This window comes from Thomasclavelia sp. (assembly GCF_047249845.1).
GTDB lineage: Bacteria > Bacillota_I > Bacilli_A > Erysipelotrichales > Coprobacillaceae > Thomasclavelia.
The window spans coordinates 1-19,379 of sequence record NZ_JBKTWO010000007.1; the positions used below are offsets into that span (position 1 = coordinate 1).

Here is a 19,379-nt window from a genome sequence, read left to right on the forward strand (position 1 = left end):
GTTTCAAAAAAAAGAAAATATTAAAATGAACTAAAATTAGTTTATTCTTATAAAACTTACCGGCGTAAAAGTCGGTAAGTTTTATTGTGGAATAAATTACTACATGCTGCAGATGTATAGTTAAAGGTTATCTAAATAGAAAACATTTAAAGAATCTAATTTGTTAGTTGTAAAAAGTAATGAGGGGATCAGTCTATAAAAAACAAAAAGGTTATTATATAAACATACCGTAAAGTATTTAATTTTAAACTTGTGGAAGCGTTAAAAGGTATGGTAATATCAATAATTTCTGATTAAAGCACAAGTATGAAATATAAATTTTAAAACAGGTAGTTTTGAACAAAAGGATATTTTGTGGATACAGGGAAGAGTATAAAAAGTATATTTAAAATTAGTTGGCAAAAGGATAGAAAAAATAAAGTGAAAAACTCATAATTAAATGGACTATTTAAATGGTTATATTTTTAAAATGGTTGAATAAAATTAAATTTTATATTTTTTTACTATAAAATGTAGAATTTTACTATTAAAAGTATAGTATAATAAAAGTATATTAAATAACTTGTTTTTGTCCAAATTTAAAAGTGGAAAGGGGGATAAGATTATAACTTTTGGCATTAAGATATAAAAAGAAAGGAGAAGAATATGAAAATATTTGAAATGTTTAAACATAGGCAAATAAAAACTAATTTGAAATGTATAGGATTATATTTATTAAGCTTCTTTATTACAATGAGTTGTTGTTTTGGTTTAAGCTCATCTATTTATGCAGAGGAAATAGTAAATGTAGCAAAGTATGGTACTGCTTATGCTGATTCAGAGAATACATCAATAAATTTGTTAAATGATGAAAATATTAATAATCTTTGGATTGCAGGTAGTCCCAATTGTCCAATTAATGCAGGAATTAAATTAGATGGGATTTATGATGTTAGTAGTGTTAAGATTTATTTTGAAAAGCAAAAAGATATGAATCAAAAAATTAGATTTACGCTCTCTTATTTAGATAATACAACAAATGAGTATATTGAGTTTTATCAAGGACTAAATTTTAACGCAGAAACTAATGAATATAATACAGAATTCATTTTTGGTACGCCAGTAAAAACCGATGATATAAAGGTTACTATCACAGAAAGACTTGAAGGAACAACTATTTGGCCTGCTATTTCTGAAATTGAAATCTATGCCATTGATACTATTGGAAATCATGGAGATAAAATAACTAACATTGCATTAAATAAACCAGTTGAAGTTAGTGCAGGAACTAATGGGTCTGTTATAACTGATGGACAAACTAGTGCTTTTTGGGATGGTGGTGCGGCACCATCAGAATTTATCATTGATTTAGGGACAGGACACTTTGTTTCTAAATTTAAAGCATTAACATATTATGGTGATAATAGATATTATCATTATGAAATCTACGGAAGTTTAGATGGATTAAATTATAAATTATTAGCTCAAAAAAGTAATAATAATTCTGCTACTAGTAAAGGAGAAACTTATGAATTAAGTGAAACAGCTAATATACGGTATGTACAGGTTGTGATGACATATAATTCTGCAAATCCTTCTGTACACATGAAAGAGTTTGAAGTTTGGGGATATCCTGATCCTGATTATAAGGAGCCGGAAATTACGTCTGATACAAAATATCCCGATAATATTGCATATGGAAAACCAGCAAGGTGCCATGTATCAGATAAAGGAATAGAGAAGGTGACAGATGGTTCAGATTCAACTTATTATACTGGTGAATTTTATCCAGCGGCTATTGATGTTGACTTAATGGAAGAATATGATTTAAATAAGTTAATTATTAATTTTCCTGTAAAAGAAGGTAGATATTACTATTATACAGTTTATGGAAGTAATGATTATTCTACTTTTGATGAACTTTATCAAAAAAGAGATCAGGTCTCAACAACATTTGATGGAGATATTATTGATTTATCAGTTTTAGAAGGATTAAAAAATAAGACCTATCGATTTATTCGAGTGTATTTAGAATATTGTAGTGATGCTGGAAGTGCTCGTGTTAGTGAAATTAGAGCTTTTGGGACACCAACAGGAGAAAATACAGAGCAATTACGAACAGGATCAATTGAGGATATTTTAGGAATTAAACCATTTAATGAAACTGAATATGCATCAAAAATTACAGAAAATGAAACAATTGAAAATGTTTATGGTATTATTGACCGTACTGTAGGTAGTCAGTATCGAGAGTGGTTTAGTTTTGAATTAATAGATATTTCTGAAAATGAGGATGATTTTTATGAATTATCAATGAAAGATGGAAAGATACATATAAGTGGTAATGAAGGTGTAATGCTTTCAGCAGGATTAAATTTTTACTATAAAAATTATTGTAATGTAAATATTTCTGAACAGGCAAATCAAACTAGAATGCCAGATTCTATTGTAGAGGTATTACCTGTCCGTAAAACTACTCCTTATAAAGTTCGTTATGCATTTAATTATTGTACAATGGATTATACTTTTGCATTTTTTGGAGCCGATGATTTCCAAAAAGAATATGACTGGTTAGCTTTAAATGGAGTAAACGTAGTGCTTGATCTTGCTGGTCAAGAGGCCGTTTGGATTAACTTTTTAATGAATTACAACTACTCTTTTGACGAGGCAAAAGACTGGTTATCAGGGCCATCATATTATGCTTGGCAGTTTATGGATAATCTTGAAGTATTTGGAGGTCCGGTATCTGATCGTTGGGTAACAGGACGTCTAGAGATGGCTCGTGAAAATCAGCGTTGGAAAAGATCTTTGGGTATAGATACAGTATTACAAGGTTATGCAGGAATGGTGCCGACCAATTTTGTTGATCATCAACCAGATGCTGAAATTTTAGAACAAGGTGGCTGGTGTGGATTAAATCGACCAGATATGATTCGCACTGATAGTCAACTTTATGATGAGTATGCAGCTGCTTTTTATAAAGCACAAGAATGGGCATTTGGTAATACTAGTGATTATTATGCGGCTGATCCATTTCATGAAGGTGGAATTCGCCCAAGTGATTTATCGGATGAAACAATAGCCACAGAAGTACTTGATTCATTGTTAAAATATGATCAAGATGCAGTTTGGATGGTACAAGCCTGGTGGAGTAATCCAACAAACGATTTATTAAAAGGAATGGGAGAATATCGTCAAGATCATGTGATGATTCTTGATTTGACAGGATTGGAAGCTCCTAAATGGGATAAAACAAATTATGGTAGTACAAATTTAGATGCCCCAGAATTTAATGGGACAGATTGGGTATGGTGTATGTTAGAAAATTATGGTGGTAATCCATCTATGGATGGGCAACTTGCTAAAATTGCAAAAGATATACCAAATGCATATAAAGAAGCCAAACATATGAAAGGAATAGGAATAATTGCTGAAGCACAATATGATAATCCTGTTATTTATGACTTGATTTGGGATATGGCATGGGAAACTGAACCAATTGATATTGATGACTGGTTAGATAGTTATGTGATTAGAAGATACGGTGCTGAAAGTGAAAATGCTAGAAAGGCCTGGGATCTTTTAGAGGAATCAGTATATAGAAGAAGCGGAAATACTCCATATACATTAGCACGATTACCTGAAAATGTTGGTACACAATCGGTTGGTTATAATACAGAAAAATTAGAACGTGCTTTAAAACTATTATTAGAAGATTTTGATACATTAAGCTCTAGTGAAGCATATCTTTATGACTTAACAGAAATTATGAGACAAAGTGTTAATAATTATGCTGTTGCCCAATATAATAACGTTATTAAAGCATATAACGAAAAAGATTTAGAAAGATTCCGAGTGGAAAAAGAAAAGTTCTTAAATTCTTTCGATGTATGTGATGCAGTACAAAGCACCCAAGTAGATCAACTGGTTGGAGAATGGATTGGAAAGGCAGAAGATTGGGCAGCAAATGATGATGATTTTTCTAAAAATTTATTACCAATGAATGCTAAAGCATTGATAACTACGTGGGCTGGTGCAGCTAGTGCTAGTGCTCTACCAGATTATGCATATCGTAATTATCAAGGGATGATGATAGATGTATATAAAACAAGATGGGAAACATTTTTGGATAAAGAAGAGCAATATTTGATTGATAGTACTCCAGTAGATAAACTAAATCAATCACAGTATTTTCACTTTTATTGGCAGTGGGTAATGAATACTCCTGAATATACAAGAGAAGCAAATAATTCTTCTCAGCAGGTATTTGATGTGGCTCAAAAGGTGTTGAATGATTGCTCGGTAATTGTTGAACGACCTGAAAATATAGGTAATATAGCAATTGATAAGAAAATATGGGCAAATGAAGAAAGAAATTCACCAGGTTCAGGTGGTGGATATGCATCTAATGCAAATGATGGAAATCCTGACACATATTGGGATGGTGGAGAATGGGAGACCAATGATCCATGGATTATTTTAGATTTAGGAAAATCTTATATAGTTGATAAAATAAATATTTTACCATATGTTGGAAATCGTTATTATTTATATGATCTTTTTATAAGTAATGATGGTGAAAATTGGACACAAATAGAGCACAAAACTGATCAAACAATTGGAACAGATAAAGGTGATATATACACATATGAAGATGGGTTACAGGCACGATATATAAAGTTAAGTGGTAAATATAATTCTGCTAATGAATCGTTCCATATTAAAGAAATTAGAGCCTATGGTGATGATTATTTAAATAATCTAGAAGAAAAGATTAGTGAAGCTAAAAAAATAAATCTAGAATTATATACAGAAGAAAGTGCAAGTCAGTTAATAAACGCTATTACAAAAGCAGAAATATTAATTAATAGTAGTGTAGTAACAAAGACAGAAGTAGAAAATGCTCTTCAAGAAATTAATGACGCAATTGCATCATTAGAAGAAAAACAGTTAAATAAACTAGCATTGCAAGTAGCAGTAGAAACAGCAAAAGCAGTAAGTGAAGAAACACTTAATGGTGTTGTACCAGCAGTAGCAGCAGAATTTAGAGCAGCATTAGCTGAAGCAAAAGCAATTTTAGCTGATCCAAATGCTGATCAAAATACAATTGATACTTCTTTCTATCGTTTAGCACATGCAATCCAGATGTTAGATTTCATCAAAGGTGATAAGACAGAATTAGAAGCACTGTTAAATTCACTGGAAGAATACAAAGAAGAAAACTATACAGCTGAATCATGGTCAGTACTAGAAAGTGCTAAAGAAGAAGCAGTAAAAGTAATGGAAGATGAAAATGCTTTAGAATATGAAGTAACAGAAGCAGCAAATAAGTTAAAAGATGCAATCGGACAGTTAGTACTGAAAGCAGATAAAACATTACTGCAGACAATGTATGACAAGGTAGAAGGATTAGATAAGACTAAGTATACAAGTGAATCAGTAGCGAAGTTGACAGAACCAATGGAAAAAGCAAAAGAAGTATTGGAAAATCCAAATGCAACTCAGGAAGAAATCAACAAAGCATATGAAGAACTAGTAAAAGCATACTTGGAATTAAGACTAATACCAGATAAAGGACTGTTAGAAGGATTAATCAACAAGGCAAACAGTTTAAAAGAAGCAAACTATACAGCAGCATCATGGTCAGTATTAGAGCCAGAATTAGAGAAAGCGAAAGCAGTATTGGAAAATCCAAATGCAACTCAGGAAGAAATAGAAGAAGCAGTAAAAGGATTAACAAGAGCAATGTCAGGATTAGTGGCTAATTCAACAAACCCAGAAAGTACTGTAAAACCAGGAGATACAAAGGTAAAAGCGACTAAGACAGGAGATAATGTTTTAGCAGGAGTATTTGCAGGAATAGCGATGCTAAGTATAGCGGGAATAAGTATCCTAAGAAAAAAAGACTAATTTATAAAATTAGAAGTATGAAAATCCATAAGGATAATCATACTTCTTTTAAATGTGACGTATATAACTTATTATTTTGGAAAAAATAATTTATGTATGATAATGAATTTATCGTTTTTCTTGACAATGAGTATATTTTATAATATTTTTATATCATACTATTTAGGTATGAAAAGAGGGTAAAGAATGAATGCAAATATTATGAAAATTGGGGCATTATTAATTACATTACTTTTCTTTGGTTTAATATATTTTTTAAAGGAAAGAAAAAGGGTGGATTTTGGAGTATTAACAATTTTAGCAGCTTTTTTAGGAGTTTTGGTAGGAATTTGTTTTAAAGAAAATTATGATTATATTGAAATAATAGGAATAGTTTATTCAAATCTTATAACATCAATAGTGATACCACTATTATTATTTAGTATTATTTCGAGTATAACTAATTTAAATTCATCACTTAAATTAAAAAAAATTAGTTTTAAAACAATGTTTTATTTATTGTTAAATACATTTCTAGCAAGTTTAATAACATTATTTTTTTCTGTAGTGACAAAAATAGGAAGCGGGATCAATTATGAATTATCTACTGGTTATAAAGCGGTTGAAGTACCAACGATTATAGATACAATAACTAGTTTATTTCCTAAAAATATTATTGAAAGCTGGTTAAAGGGAGAGGTAGTTCCAATTTTAGTTTTTGCAATTATAATAGCTATTTCATATAATAAATTGGCTAATAAAAATCAAAAATTAGTTGAACCATTTAAGAACTTTATTGATGCTGGCAATCATGTCTTTGGGGAAGTTGTAAATTTTGTGATTGGGTTTACACCATATGCTATTTTGGCTTTAATAGCTAGAGCAGTAGGGAAAAGTACTTTAAGTGATTTATTACCATTATTAGGAGTACTAGCTTTAGCATATTTATTAAGTATTATTCAAATATTTGTAGTTGAAAGTCTATTATTGAAGATTATTGGTAAAATAAATCCGATTAACTTTTTTAAAGGGATATGGCCAGCAGGGGTAGTCGCTTTTACTTCTCAAAGTAGTATTGGTACAATTCCTGTAACTGTTAGACAATTAGTGAAAAAAATAGGTGTAAATGAAGAAATTGCCTCGTTTGTAGCAAGTTTAGGTGCTAATTTAGGAATGCCAGGATGTGCAGGAATTTGGCCAACATTATTAGCTGTATTTGCTATTAATTTATTAGGTTTAGATTATTCAATCACTCAATATGCATTTTTAGTTGTATTATCAGTAGTAGTATCTATTGGAACAGTTGGGGTACCAGGAACTGCGACAATTACAGCTACAGCGGTATTTGCAGCTGCAGGTTTACCAATTGAGGTAATTGTATTATTAACACCAATTTCTACGATTGTAGACATGGCAAGAACTGCTACAAATGTTATTGGAGCAGCAACAGCAGCAACGTTAGTTGCTAAAACGGAAGATGAATTAGATTTAAGTGTTTATAATATAAATTCGTAATACGGATTTATATTTTTTTAATATGATTAGAATGAGTCTTAATACTGTATTAACTTTTAGTATGTTAGACTTATTGATAATAGAAGGAGGATTTGAATATGTGCTAGTCAACAGATAAACAATGTGGTTATATATCAAAAATATAATAGTACTCTTATTAATAATAGACCATTTATTTTTGATTTTGGAGAGTAGACGAATAATCCGAATTTATTTTATAATTATTTATCATAATAAGTTATATTAAATCATATATTAACGAGAGAAAGCTGAAAAATCTTCTTATATAGTTGTAAAAACATTTGATAAAGGGTTATTAATTCTATTGTAATATGATGCCTATTGTGATATATTGTAAGAAAGTTATAAGATAGAGGCGCGAATAGTTATGATATTTTTATTAGAAGATGCAAACTAGATAAAAATGGGGGAGCTTTCGCCGAAGAGGTAAATGATTGCATGCGTTTATACTCTGGGCTTATAGAGAATATCTATAAGACTGTCATTATCAATATCAATTGATAATGGTGAGCTATCATTGTTCATACATTAATTATGTTGCAATGATACTCATTGCAACTTTTTTTATAAAGGAGAAAGGCGATGGAAAGACTTATTGAGGCAGTAAGCTATGAAGAAGATATTATTCAATTAAGATTAACCAATGTACCAAAACATCCAATGGTAATTGCTAAGATTTTTACTATTTTAAGTGAATGTGATGTTAATATTGATATGATTTCACAAGTAATGATTGAAGATGCTATGCAGATAGAAATTACTTTAGATGAAGGTTATCAAAAAAATTTAAATAAAGCAATAATGCGCTTAAAAGAAGAAGTGAAACAGTTAGAAATCGCAACTAATCGAAAGTATTTTAAAATAGCGGTTGGTGGAAAATTAGTTGAAGTTACACCAGGAGCTGCTGCAAAAGTATTTACGATTTTAGGTGAAAATAACATTCATTTTTATCAAGTTACAACATCGAAAAGAACTATTTCTTTTATTGTTGATAAAAAAGATAAAAATCTTGCAATAAATAAATTAAATGAATCTTTTGGCTTAAAATTATAGGAGGAAATAATATGGCTATTTTTGAAGGAAGTGCAGTTGCACTTGTATTACCAATGCATGAAGATGGAAGTATTGATTTTGATGGTTTTAGAAGACAAGTAAAAAGAATGATTGATGGGGGAGTTAAAGCTTTGCTGGTTAATGGAACTACTGGTGAAACTGCAACTATTCATATCGACGATGAATTTAAATTATTAGATATTACACTTGAAATGGCAAAAGATAAGAACATTAAAGTTATTGCAGGTGCAGGATCAAATGATACGGCTACCGCTTTAAAGAAAGCTAAGTATGCTAAAGAAAAAGGTGCAGATGCTATTTTAGTAGTTACACCATATTATAATAAAACTAGTCAACGGGGATTAATTACACATTATACAACCATAGCTGATACAGTAGATATTCCAATGATTATTTATAATGTACCTGGAAGAACAGGAGTGAAGATAAATGTAGAAACTGTAGTAACATTAGCTAAACATAAGAATATTGTAGCTATGAAAGATGCCACAGACGATATTGCATACGCTATGGAAGTATTAGCTAAAACACAAGGTTTAGATTTTGATATGTATTCTGGATGTGATGATAATATCTTACCATTTATTTGTGCGGGAGGAAAAGGTGTTATTTCAGTATTATCAAATATTTATCCTCAACAAACTGAGAGGTTAGTTCAACTAGCGCTAAAAGGCGATTTACCAAAAGCTCAAGAACTAGCTTATGCTTTAAATCCAGTTACACGTCTTTTATTTATAGATATTAATCCAATTATGCCTAAAGCAGCTTTGGCAAGAATCGGTGTTTGTAAACCAACCTTAAGACTACCATTAATTGAAACTACTGAAGAAAATAAAAAATTATTATTTGATGCTATGGATGCATTCGAGAAGTTGGGGTTATAAAATGAAAGTAATAGTATATGGATATGGATTGATGGGTAAAAAGGTCGCAAATAAAGTAAGAAGTCAAAATGATATGGATTTGACAGCAGTTATAAGTTATGAATTTGATGAAAAAATACCTGAAAAAAGTTTTAATTCTTTAAAAGAGTGTGAAGAAAAAGCCGATGTTATCATCGACTTTTCTCACCCGAATAATTTAGATGATATTTTATCTTATGCTTTAGAAAATAAAACAAAATTAGTTATTGCAACAACAGGATATAGTTTAGAACAATTAGCTAAAATCAAAGATGCTTCAAAACAAATTCCAATTTTTCAATCTTATAATACATCTTATGGTGTACAAATGGTAACTAAGATGTTACGCCAAGTAGCTAAAGAATTCTACGAAGCAGATTACGATATTGAAATACTTGAAAAACATCATAATCAAAAAATAGATGCACCTTCAGGAACCGCTAAATTATTATATGAGGTAATTGAAGAAGAAATTGGAGAAACAACAGCAGTATATGATCGTAGTGCATTACATGAAAAGAGAACACATGATCAAGTTGGAATTCAAGCAATGCGTGGTGGAACAATTTTTGGAGAACATACAGTAATGTTTGCTGGGATAGATGAAATAATTGAAATAAAGCATACAGCATTATCAAAAGAAGTTTTTGTTCAAGGGGCTATTAGTGCAGCTTATGCATTGAAGGATAAAGAAAAAGGTCTTTATACATTAAAAACATTATATTAACTAGGGGGACTATATGGTATTACAAACAGAATTTGCACAAATAAAAAATAATAATTTATACATAGATGAAGTTAAAGCTACTGATTTAGCTGAAAAATATGGAACACCACTTTATGTTATGAGTGAAGGACATATTAGACATCAATTCAATATACTTAAAACAAAAATGATAGACAAGTATGAAAATACTTTACCTCTATTTGCTTCTAAATCATTTTCATGTTTGGCTATTTATAAAGTAGCTAAAGAATATGGGGTAGGAATTGACTGTGTTTCAGCAGGAGAAATTTCTGTAGCTCTAAAAGCTGGGTTTGATCCTAAGAAGATTTATTTTCATGGAAATAATAAACTTCCTTCTGAAATAGAATATGCTTTAAGTAATGGGGTCGAAAATTTAATTATCGATAATTTTCATGAAATTGAATTAGTTCAAGAAATAGCTCAAAAATTAAATGTTGTTGTCAATGGAGTAGTAAGAATTACACCGGGTGTATATGCGGGTGGCCATGATTATATTAGAGTTGGTGCTAAAGATACAAAATTTGGATTTAGTAGCCATGATAATACATACTTAAAAGCAATTAAGAAGGTAATTGATGCACCAAATATTAATTTTGATGGAATACATTGTCATGTTGGAAGTCAAATCGAAGATGTTCAAGCATATGTTTTAGCAATGAATAAATTTGTTGACATTTCATATGAAATATATGACATATTTGGAATTGTTATTAATAAATTGAATGCAGGTGGGGGATTTGGAATAGCATATACAAAAGCTGATAAACCTTTAGAATTTGAAACTGTTGTTGATACAATAATGGAAATTATAACTAAAGGATTTGAGGCACGAGGATTAAAAAGACCAATGGTTTTAGTTGAACCAGGGCGCTATTGTGTTGGTAATGCTGGAATAACTTTATATACTATAGGATCTTCAAAATATATAAAGGATATTCGCGATTATATTAGCGTTGATGGAGGAATGACTGATAACATTCGTTCAAGTTTATATTCAGCCACATATGATGCTATAATTGCTAATAAGGCAGAAATGCCTGCAAGTCATTTGGTTACAGTAGCAGGTAAAAACTGTGAGTCAGGAGATATATTAATAAAAGATATTATGTTGCAAGATTCTCAACCAGGAGATATATTAGCAGTTTTCTCTACTGGCGCATATCATTACTCAATGTCTTCAAATTATAATCAATTACCTAAACCGGCAGTGATATTTACATATAAAGGAAAATCAAGAGAAGTAATTAGAAGACAAACATTTGATGATTTAGTATATTATGATATTGATTCAACATATTAGGAAGCGGCAAAAGCCGCTTTTAATATTAAAAGATATTTAAATTTTATAAAAAAATCTATAAAATCTGACATATTTCTGTGTTATGATTATTTGGAAAAGGGTGATAATGTGAAAATACTAATTGTAGATGATGATCTTATTTTTGGTAAAATGTTAGAAAAAATTATTAATAAAAAATTTAATAATAAGAAGAATGAGATTGTAGTAGTAAAAAGTGTATCTGATATAGATATGAAACAAAAGTATGATTATTATTTTATTGATATTCTATTAGAAGGCGAAAATGGAATAAATTTCGGTAAAAATATAATTAGTAAAAATTATTTCGCTAAGATAATTTATATGTCATCTGAAAATAGTTTAGTTTTTGATACTTTTACAAGTAAAGTTTATTTCTTTTTACGAAAAAGTAATTTAAAAGAAGATTTAGAAAGATTATGGCTTAAAATAGAGCAAGATAGTATAAAAAATACAGATTATATTGAGGTAATTGTTGAACGACAAAGACAAATGATTTTAAAGAAAAATATTATTTATATTGAATCGAATAGAAATAAGTGTAAAATTTATATGCGGGATGATAATATATATGAAGTATATAGAACGTTAAAATCATTTTTGGGAGAATTAGATATTAATAAATATTTTCGTTTAAATAATTATACAATTATAAATCTTGAATATGTTAAAAATGTAAGTGGTAAAAAACTTACATTGATAAATGATACTACATTTGTTCTAAAAAGAAACTATGATGATTTTATCGATGCTTATCACAATAATTTTATGAAGAGGTTTAAACAATGATAATAAATTTTATAGAATCACTAATAGCATCATTTTTCTTTACTAATTATTTTGATTTAAAAATTAATAAATATTTATATTTTATGATAAATTTTATTTTAATTTCTACTGAAATAAATATAGATAATGTTTTTTATTCATATAGTATAACTTTACCTTTAGTAGTTGCTTCTACAGTGGCAGTTATTGCATATTTAACAACTAAAAATAATATTTGGGAAATAATTTTTATTTCGTACCTAGATCAACTTATTGTAGGAATATCTATAATAATGTCTTTAATGTTAGAAAATATAGTAAACAATGATACAAGAGTAATAATTGGAAAAATTTTATATCTGTTATTTGTATGTGGTATATTATTTGTTCATAAAACTAAAAATATAAGATTAAATACCCTCTATTGGAAACTATTGACAATAGTAGTTATTGTTTTTTATTTTGCTTATACAATATTATTGCAATTTTATTTAGGTATGAAATTGAATCAGAGATTAGTTTATATAACTTTGTTGTCGCTTGTTTTGTCAGTTATAGGTATAGCTGTGATAGTATACTATATATCAGAATTAGAACACAAACAACAAGAAACACAGTTTTCATTACAAAAATTAGAAATGGAACAAAGTAACTATAAGCAATTAAATAATGTTTCAAAGGAAGTTAAAATAATGAAGCATGACTTAAAACATGACTATGCATTAATAGAAAATTATTTAAGAGGGAAAAAATATTCAAAAATAAAAGAGATTGTTCAATCGAGAATGCAAGAGTTACAAGAAGTAACTACTACTATTAATAGTGGGAATGATGTAATAAATACTATCATAAATTATAAAATGATGATTGCAAATAGTAAGAATATAAAAGTTGATTATGAAATAAATGTAAGTGATAAGCAGTATATGAAAGATTATCATTTAAATGAATTACTTTCAAATCTATTAGATAATGCAATTGATAATTGTTCAAAGAGTGATCCTAAAATTAAAATATTTATTGAAGAAGATGTGTTTTTATATTTAGAAGTAATTAATCAAATTGATGAATCAGTTTTAAAAAAGAACCCAGATCTTCGTACAAATAAAAAAGGAGATAATCATGGGCATGGAATAAAAAGTGTAAAGAGGATTGTAAATGAGTATCGTGGAAGTGTTAAGTTTTTTGAAAAAGATAATAAATTTCATGTATCTATAATGATTCCAATAAATCATCCTCATTAAAAGCCGATTTGTCCCAAGTTTGTTTAAATATGTCACAAAATAATTTATTATGTAGTGCGAGGAGGTGAAATGATTGATACAAGGTATATCTAATTGGTTTTTAAAAATATATAAGAGTAAAATTAGTTTGGACTATGATGATGAAATATTCACCTATGGTATTGAAGTAATTATTACATCTTTACTTAATATATTTTTGTTGTTATTTATTGGGATAATAAGTGGTACAGTCAACCAAGCGTTAGTGTACTTTGGGAGCTATGCATTTTTACGTAAATTTATTGGTGGATATCATTGCGATACTAATTTTAAATGTATTGCATTTAACGTTTCCAAATATATAATCTTTATATGTATTTACCCGCATATAATGATTAATGAGATAATAATGATGTTAATAATTATGATTACATTACTGCTAATAATATTTAGGGCTCCCTTTGAACATAAGAATAGATTAATTAATGATAATGAAAGACCCGTTTATAAAAAATACTCACTTATAATTGCTTCAATTTATGCAGTAATTATATTATTGTCTAGTACATACAGTCGCATTTTGTCCTATGTTTTAGTTGTCATTGATTTATCGGCAATACCTTGTATTATAGAAAGTTATGGAAAAGGTTCTAAAAATGTTTAGTAAACTAGTTCTAGCTGTTTCTAGTGGAGCTGTCAGTGGCGCTTCTAGATATAGTGATTATCAACCAAAAGAATCAGAAACTTTGAAAAAGTTGAAGAAGTTTTAATTGATTGGGAGAGCTTTCTTATAATCATTTGTCTTCTCTGTTATATGGCCATATTATAATATAAAAAACCGGAAGCTAAAATTATTTTAACAACAAAGTTAATTGTGGGGAGAATAATAATGAAGATGTCAGAATAATTTTAGTAACAAAAAGCTAGATACATAAGTATTTAGCTTTTTTACTTTATATAATTAACTAGTTTTGTTGTTTGCAATGTTTTATATAAAACAATAAAAATAAGAAAACCAATAATTGTTTGCATTGTTAATCCTAATAATGCACCCCATGCAGCAGGCCAAGTAAATAAAAATGCTTCAACAATCGTATAAGCAAAAATTTGGAAAAGCCCCCCTAATACCGCACCAATAATAGGATTAAAATCTTTTTCAATCATACTGGCCATAATCCATGCCATAATGAACTTAATAAATAATGTTGGCACTATCCAGATTGTCGCACCACAAAGCAGATCAGCTAATGCACCTCCTAATGCACCAGCAATACTTCCGTTTCGTTTACCTAGTATGATCACACCCGTAAAAATCATACTATCCCCCATGTGGAAATATCCGCCTGTTGCTGGATTTGGAAATCTAATCGAAAAAGTGCCTACAAAAATTAAAGCAATCATTAAAGCAGTAAGAGCTATATTTTTTGTTTTCTTGTTTACCATATTTAACCTCCCTTTAGAATTAACAATATATTATCAAAATATTGTATATACTAAAATGGCCAAAAATGTATTATTTTATATGTACAGTTTTAATCATAATATTAAATTTTTCTTTTTGTTTTACTTAATTCTTCATGAATACCTTGCATCTTATAATCTAGATTAGAAATAGTTTTAGCACATTCAATTAATTCATCACGAACTCCATCAGGAACTTCATTATCAGCTTTATAACGTAAATGATGCTCTAAACTAGCCCAAAAGTCCATAGCAATAGTTCTAATTTGAATTTCTACAGGAATGGGTTGTACTTTTTCAGCTAAGAAAATAGGAACTTCAACTACTAAATGTAAACTACGGTAACCATTATTTTTGGGATGTTTAATATAATCTTTTTTCTTTATTAGTTTAATATCACTTTGTTTAATAAGCATATCTGCTATTTTGTAGACATCACTAACATAGTTACAAATTACTCTTACACCAGCAATATCTGTTAAATTTATAATAATAGATTCTAGTGAGACTTCTAAGCCTCTTTTTTCTAACTTACCTAAAATACTTTTCACTGATTTTAAACGGTATTCCATATGATGAATTGGATTATGATCATGTTTAACTTTAAATTCATCATCAAGAATCTCTAATTTAGTTTTTACTTCTTTGATTCCAGCCTCATATACTTGTTGTAAAGTTAAAAATTCTTGAAGTGTATCGGTTATTTCTTCATTAGCAAGCATTGGCGAAAAGGGATCACTAATAATTTCTTTTTGCATAATTCTATCAGCCATAAAAATACCTCTTTTTAATTATTTTTTGTATAACTTAATCATAGTTGGTAATAATGAACTTGAGGTGAACAGATATGAAAAAAACAATTGTTATATTATTAATTTTAATGAATGTAGTAAGTGTTGATGCTTCAAGTAATGATCCTAAATATAAAATAATTGCAAATAGCAATAATGAAACAGATATTAAAGAAATGTATAAAATAAAAGATAATTTAATTAAAGATTACCGTAATTGGATTAAAGGTGTTGATGATATAGATCAAGTATTAGCAGACCATCAAAAAGATTATAAAGCTAAATATTATAATGGTGAATATAAAATAGTATTAGGAAAAGGAAAAGGAAAAACACTAACAGGTACACTGAAAGCTAGTTATTGTACAAGCAGTAAAGAAATTAAAAAGAAATCATTTTTTGCAGAACTATTCTCTTAATTGAAAATAGTTTTTTATTTTTATAAAATCACTCGCTCATAATTAAAAGATTTTAGTCGTTTAATTAATAAATATCTGATAAAATAATACTATAAGTCATTTAATCGGAAGGGAATTGAAATTATGAAAAAAACAATAAAGGAAGCAAAATCATTTTGTTGTTATGTAGCTCATGAATATTTAGAGAATCGAAATTATGAATTATTATGTAAAATAATTGACGAAAATATTTCAATTATTGGAACAGGAGCTCATGAAATAAGTCATAATGCAAAAGAATTAATGATGGCTTTACAAGATGAGGCAGAATTGTGGGATGGAACTTTTAAAATTGAAGATGAGTGGTATCAGGTAAATGAAATTAGAGAAAATCTTTTTATTGTTTTTGGTGAAGTAAAAGCAAAACAAAATTGTAAAGATCAATTACTTTATGATTTTTCATCACGAATTACTTTTGTTCTTGAATATAAAAATGATAAATGGCAAGTCTTACATGTTCACCAATCAATGCCAGATTATAGTCAAGGAGATGATGAATTTTTTCCCCACCGAATTATTGAAGAAAGTAAGCTCCAGTTAGAAAAACAAATTGCTCAAAAGACAAAGGAATTAGAAATGTCAAATCAACAAGTACTATATAATTTAAAGCATGATTATTTAACTGGTGTTTTAAATCGTCACTATTTAGAAGAGGAACTAAAAAATAAGGTAAATGGTAATAATAAATGGGCAATTATTATTTTAGATATAGATTATTTTAAAGCGGTTAATGATAATTATGGTCACCCCTTTGGAGATCAAGTATTAATAAAGCTGGCTGAGACAATGAAAGCTAGTTTTGGAAATGTTTGTTGTGGTCGAATTGGTGGGGATGAATTTGTTGCGTTTATGCAATTTACTAATCAAGATCAAATTAAAGACTGTATAAATGGTTTTAAAAATAATTGGGATAAGGATATAGCAACTTTAAATAGTAGTAAGCCAATTACTCTAAGTATTGGAATTTCATATTATCCAGAACACGGAACGAATCATAATGAATTGTTATCTAATGCAGATAAAGCACTATATTTGAGTAAAAATAACGGACGTAATAGAATCTCTATATATAAATGTTAAACAGTTCTAGAAAGGGGACTGTTTTATGTTTAAAATAAACTGATTCGTTAATAATTTAATGTGTTAAACATATAATAAAATTAGAGGTGAAACATGTTAACAAAATTTGATGAACAAGCCCAAAAAGCAATTGTTGTAGGTGAAAGTATTGCTTTTGATTTAGGTCATAATAATGTTGGTAGTGAACATCTGTTATTATCGTTATTAAAAATAAGTGATTCAAAGTTAAAAGAATTAGTTAAGAAATATAATGTTAATGATAAGTGTATATATGAAGATATAAAAAGGTTGTTTGGGACAAATGATGATCAACCTTTTTATATGGAGTATAGTGAAGCTGTAAAAAATATTTTAGAAACTGCAGTTGAAATCACTAATGAACAAAATAAAAGTAAAGTTACTTTAAATATTTTGACGATTTCATTATTAAAAAGTGAAGAAAGTGTAGCATATGAGTTATTAAAAAAATACCAGGTGGATTTTGAAGACATTATTTATCAGTTAAATGAAAGTAGTGAGTTAGAGACTAAATTAGATCAAATTCAATCATTGGTAAACCTCAACAAAAAGGTTAAAAAGGGCGAAAAATTAATTGTTGGAAGGCAAAATGAATTAGAAAAGTTATGTATGATCTTAAGTAAGAAAGAAAAAAATAATGCACTGATTATTGGTGATGCTGGTGTAGGAAAATCTGCTTTAGTTGAAAAATTAGCGTATTTAATTAATCAAAAACAGGTTAATGATGGTTTAAAGAAAAAAATTATATATGAGTTAAGTTTATCTAGTATTGTTGCAGGAACAAAATATCGTGGTGAATTTGAAGAAAAATTAAGAAAAATAATTGATAAAGTAAAAGAAATGGATAATGTGATTATTTTTATTGATGAAATTCATAACATAATTGGAGCCGGAGGGGCAGAAGGAGCGATAGATGCAGCAAATATTTTAAAACCTTATTTAGCTAGAAAAGACCTTACAATTATTGGAGCAACTACTACTGAAGAATATTATCAGCATTTTGAAAAAGATCAGGCAATGAATCGACGCTTTAGTGTAATCACACTTAAAGAAAATACAAAAGATGAAACATTTGATATTTTAAGAGAAACTAAATTATTTTATGAACAATTTCATAAAATTGAAATTGATGATGAAGTATTAAGATATTTAGTAGATAATGTTGATCATTATATTAAAAATAGAACTTTTCCAGATAAAGCAATTGATATCTTTGATCTTGCTTGTGTAAAAACAAGATTTAAACAACAACATATTATTACTAAACAAATAGTAAAAGATGTAATTGAAGAATATACTTCTATTAAAATAAACGATAATTATGACTTCGATGAAATTAAAGTAAAATTAAACAATCAAGTAATTGGACAAAGTGAAGCGGTTGAACAAATAATTAACCAATTAAAGATAAATAAATCTTTAAGTCAACCTGCAGCAATAATGCTTTTTACGGGCAGCAGTGGAGTAGGCAAAAGTGAAATGGCAAAACAGTTAGCAAAACACTTATCAAGAAGACTAATTCGTTTAGATATGAGCGAGTATAAGGATAGTAGTAGCGTACAAAAAATTATTGGGGCAGCGCCAGGATATGTTGGCTATGATAAACCAAGTTTATTATTAGCACAGTTACAAACATATCCTAAGAGTATAATTCTATTAGATGAGATTGATAAAGCTAGTCAGGATGTTATTAATTTGTTTTTGCAAGTATTTGATGAAGGATATTTAGAAGATAGTCATAAAAGAAAAGTGTATTTCAATAATACTATTATCATTATGACTACTAATCGAGGAAGTACTAGAAGTAATCTTGGCTTTAAAAAGAACACAGTATCTAAAAAAAGTAATTATGGTTTTAGTGAGGAATTATTAGGTCGTGTAGATGAAATAATTAACTTTAAAAATCTTACTAAAACAGATTTGAAGAAAATTATTCGAAAAAATATTCATCACGAAGTTAAAGAAGAAGATATTAATAATATTTTAAAAGACTATGATACAAAACAACAAGGACGAGGTATTATTAAGAAAGCAAATAAGTATTTTCAAAGTAAAGCTAAAGCGTGATAATAAAACATAGACATATTGATAAGTCTATGTTTCTTTTATTACTTAAATTTAATAAAGAAACGAA

The 19,379-nt window shown here is 28.4% G+C and carries 15 protein-coding genes and 1 riboswitch; of the genes, 13 read left to right on the plus strand and 2 right to left on the minus strand.

The window, feature by feature from the left end; translation table 11 throughout:
* Nucleotides 1-645: 645 nt before the first annotated feature.
* The 10 genes from ACLR9T_RS02780 (at nt 646) to ACLR9T_RS02825 (ending at nt 14,207) form a co-directional block, all read left to right on the plus strand.
* On the plus strand, nt 646-5,889 hold the full coding sequence (locus ACLR9T_RS02780) for an alpha-N-acetylglucosaminidase TIM-barrel domain-containing protein (protein WP_413108012.1): 5,244 nt from the start codon (nt 646-648) through the stop codon (nt 5,887-5,889).
* 186 nt (nt 5,890-6,075) lie between these two features.
* Entirely contained in the window at nt 6,076-7,383 is a 1,308-nt protein-coding gene (locus ACLR9T_RS02785) for a dicarboxylate/amino acid:cation symporter (RefSeq protein WP_413108013.1), read from the plus strand.
* 363 nt (nt 7,384-7,746) lie between these two features.
* A riboswitch (Lysine riboswitch) is annotated at nt 7,747-7,926 on the plus strand.
* 60 nt (nt 7,927-7,986) lie between these two features.
* Complete coding sequence (locus ACLR9T_RS02790; RefSeq protein ID WP_413108014.1) at nt 7,987-8,457, plus strand: ACT domain-containing protein; 471 nt, start codon at nt 7,987-7,989, stop codon at nt 8,455-8,457.
* A gap of 11 nt (nt 8,458-8,468) precedes the next feature.
* Nucleotides 8,469-9,362 (plus strand): 4-hydroxy-tetrahydrodipicolinate synthase, encoded by an 894-nt coding sequence (gene dapA, locus ACLR9T_RS02795; protein WP_413108015.1) that lies wholly within the window; start codon nt 8,469-8,471, stop codon nt 9,360-9,362.
* A 1-nt stretch (nt 9,363) separates the two neighbouring features.
* Nucleotides 9,364-10,107 carry a 4-hydroxy-tetrahydrodipicolinate reductase gene (dapB, locus tag ACLR9T_RS02800; protein ID WP_413108016.1) on the plus strand — a complete coding sequence of 248 codons (744 nt, stop codon included), beginning with the start codon at nt 9,364-9,366 and terminating at the stop codon, nt 10,105-10,107.
* A 13-nt stretch (nt 10,108-10,120) separates the two neighbouring features.
* On the plus strand, nt 10,121-11,428 hold the full coding sequence (gene lysA, locus ACLR9T_RS02805; protein ID WP_413108017.1) for a diaminopimelate decarboxylase: 1,308 nt from the start codon (nt 10,121-10,123) through the stop codon (nt 11,426-11,428).
* 108 nt (nt 11,429-11,536) lie between these two features.
* Nucleotides 11,537-12,235 carry a LytR/AlgR family response regulator transcription factor gene (locus ACLR9T_RS02810; protein WP_413108018.1) on the plus strand — a complete coding sequence of 233 codons (699 nt, stop codon included), beginning with the start codon at nt 11,537-11,539 and terminating at the stop codon, nt 12,233-12,235.
* Nucleotides 12,232-13,458, plus strand: coding sequence for a sensor histidine kinase (locus ACLR9T_RS02815; protein ID WP_413108019.1), 1,227 nt, complete (start codon nt 12,232-12,234; stop codon nt 13,456-13,458). The genes ACLR9T_RS02810 and ACLR9T_RS02815 overlap by 4 nt, the downstream gene beginning before the upstream one ends.
* A gap of 73 nt (nt 13,459-13,531) precedes the next feature.
* Entirely contained in the window at nt 13,532-14,101 is a 570-nt protein-coding gene (locus tag ACLR9T_RS02820; protein WP_413108020.1) for an accessory gene regulator B family protein, read from the plus strand.
* Nucleotides 14,094-14,207, plus strand: a complete 114-nt coding sequence (locus ACLR9T_RS02825; protein ID WP_172472399.1) for an AgrD family cyclic lactone autoinducer peptide — start codon at nt 14,094-14,096, stop codon at nt 14,205-14,207. Before ACLR9T_RS02820 ends, ACLR9T_RS02825 begins: the two co-directional genes overlap by 8 nt.
* A 178-nt stretch (nt 14,208-14,385) precedes the next feature.
* On the opposite strand, the gene ACLR9T_RS02830 is transcribed toward ACLR9T_RS02825, so the two are convergent.
* Together ACLR9T_RS02830 and ACLR9T_RS02835 are read right to left on the minus strand one after the other, a co-directional pair.
* A complete protein-coding gene (locus ACLR9T_RS02830) occupies nt 14,386-14,880 on the minus strand; it encodes an ECF transporter S component (protein WP_413108021.1) in 495 nt (164 codons plus the stop codon).
* Between the two features lie 101 nt (nt 14,881-14,981).
* Nucleotides 14,982-15,671 (minus strand): GTP pyrophosphokinase family protein, encoded by a 690-nt coding sequence (locus ACLR9T_RS02835; protein ID WP_413108022.1) that lies wholly within the window; start codon nt 15,669-15,671, stop codon nt 14,982-14,984.
* Between the two features lie 74 nt (nt 15,672-15,745).
* On the opposite strand from ACLR9T_RS02835, the gene ACLR9T_RS02840 reads away from it, so the two are divergent.
* The 3 genes from ACLR9T_RS02840 (at nt 15,746) to ACLR9T_RS02850 (ending at nt 19,312) form a co-directional block, all read left to right on the plus strand.
* Nucleotides 15,746-16,108, plus strand: a complete 363-nt coding sequence (locus tag ACLR9T_RS02840) for a hypothetical protein (RefSeq protein ID WP_413108023.1) — start codon at nt 15,746-15,748, stop codon at nt 16,106-16,108.
* Nucleotides 16,109-16,231: 123 nt separating this feature from the next.
* Nucleotides 16,232-17,227, plus strand: a complete 996-nt coding sequence (locus ACLR9T_RS02845) for a diguanylate cyclase domain-containing protein (protein WP_413108024.1) — start codon at nt 16,232-16,234, stop codon at nt 17,225-17,227.
* Nucleotides 17,228-17,320: 93 nt separating this feature from the next.
* On the plus strand, nt 17,321-19,312 hold the full coding sequence (locus ACLR9T_RS02850; RefSeq protein WP_413108025.1) for an AAA family ATPase: 1,992 nt from the start codon (nt 17,321-17,323) through the stop codon (nt 19,310-19,312).
* Nucleotides 19,313-19,379 lie beyond the last annotated feature (67 nt).

What these genes read in the sequence shown, in the direction of transcription:
- ACLR9T_RS02780 (WP_413108012.1), top strand. Translation starts at nt 646, where the DNA reads ATGAAAATATTTGAAATGTTTAAACATAGGCAAATAAAAACTAATTTG.
- ACLR9T_RS02785 (WP_413108013.1), top strand. Translation starts at nt 6,076, where the DNA reads ATGAATGCAAATATTATGAAAATTGGGGCATTATTAATTACATTACTT.
- ACLR9T_RS02790 (WP_413108014.1), top strand. Translation starts at nt 7,987, where the DNA reads ATGGAAAGACTTATTGAGGCAGTAAGCTATGAAGAAGATATTATTCAA.
- dapA (WP_413108015.1), top strand. Translation starts at nt 8,469, where the DNA reads ATGGCTATTTTTGAAGGAAGTGCAGTTGCACTTGTATTACCAATGCAT.
- dapB (WP_413108016.1), top strand. Translation starts at nt 9,364, where the DNA reads ATGAAAGTAATAGTATATGGATATGGATTGATGGGTAAAAAGGTCGCA.
- lysA (WP_413108017.1), top strand. Translation starts at nt 10,121, where the DNA reads ATGGTATTACAAACAGAATTTGCACAAATAAAAAATAATAATTTATAC.
- ACLR9T_RS02815 (WP_413108019.1), top strand. Translation starts at nt 12,232, where the DNA reads ATGATAATAAATTTTATAGAATCACTAATAGCATCATTTTTCTTTACT.
- ACLR9T_RS02825 (WP_172472399.1), top strand. Translation starts at nt 14,094, where the DNA reads ATGTTTAGTAAACTAGTTCTAGCTGTTTCTAGTGGAGCTGTCAGTGGC.
- ACLR9T_RS02830 (WP_413108021.1), bottom strand. Translation starts at nt 14,880, where the DNA reads ATGGTAAACAAGAAAACAAAAAATATAGCTCTTACTGCTTTAATGATT.
- ACLR9T_RS02835 (WP_413108022.1), bottom strand. Translation starts at nt 15,671, where the DNA reads ATGGCTGATAGAATTATGCAAAAAGAAATTATTAGTGATCCCTTTTCG.
- ACLR9T_RS02840 (WP_413108023.1), top strand. Translation starts at nt 15,746, where the DNA reads ATGAAAAAAACAATTGTTATATTATTAATTTTAATGAATGTAGTAAGT.
- ACLR9T_RS02845 (WP_413108024.1), top strand. Translation starts at nt 16,232, where the DNA reads ATGAAAAAAACAATAAAGGAAGCAAAATCATTTTGTTGTTATGTAGCT.
- ACLR9T_RS02850 (WP_413108025.1), top strand. Translation starts at nt 17,321, where the DNA reads ATGTTAACAAAATTTGATGAACAAGCCCAAAAAGCAATTGTTGTAGGT.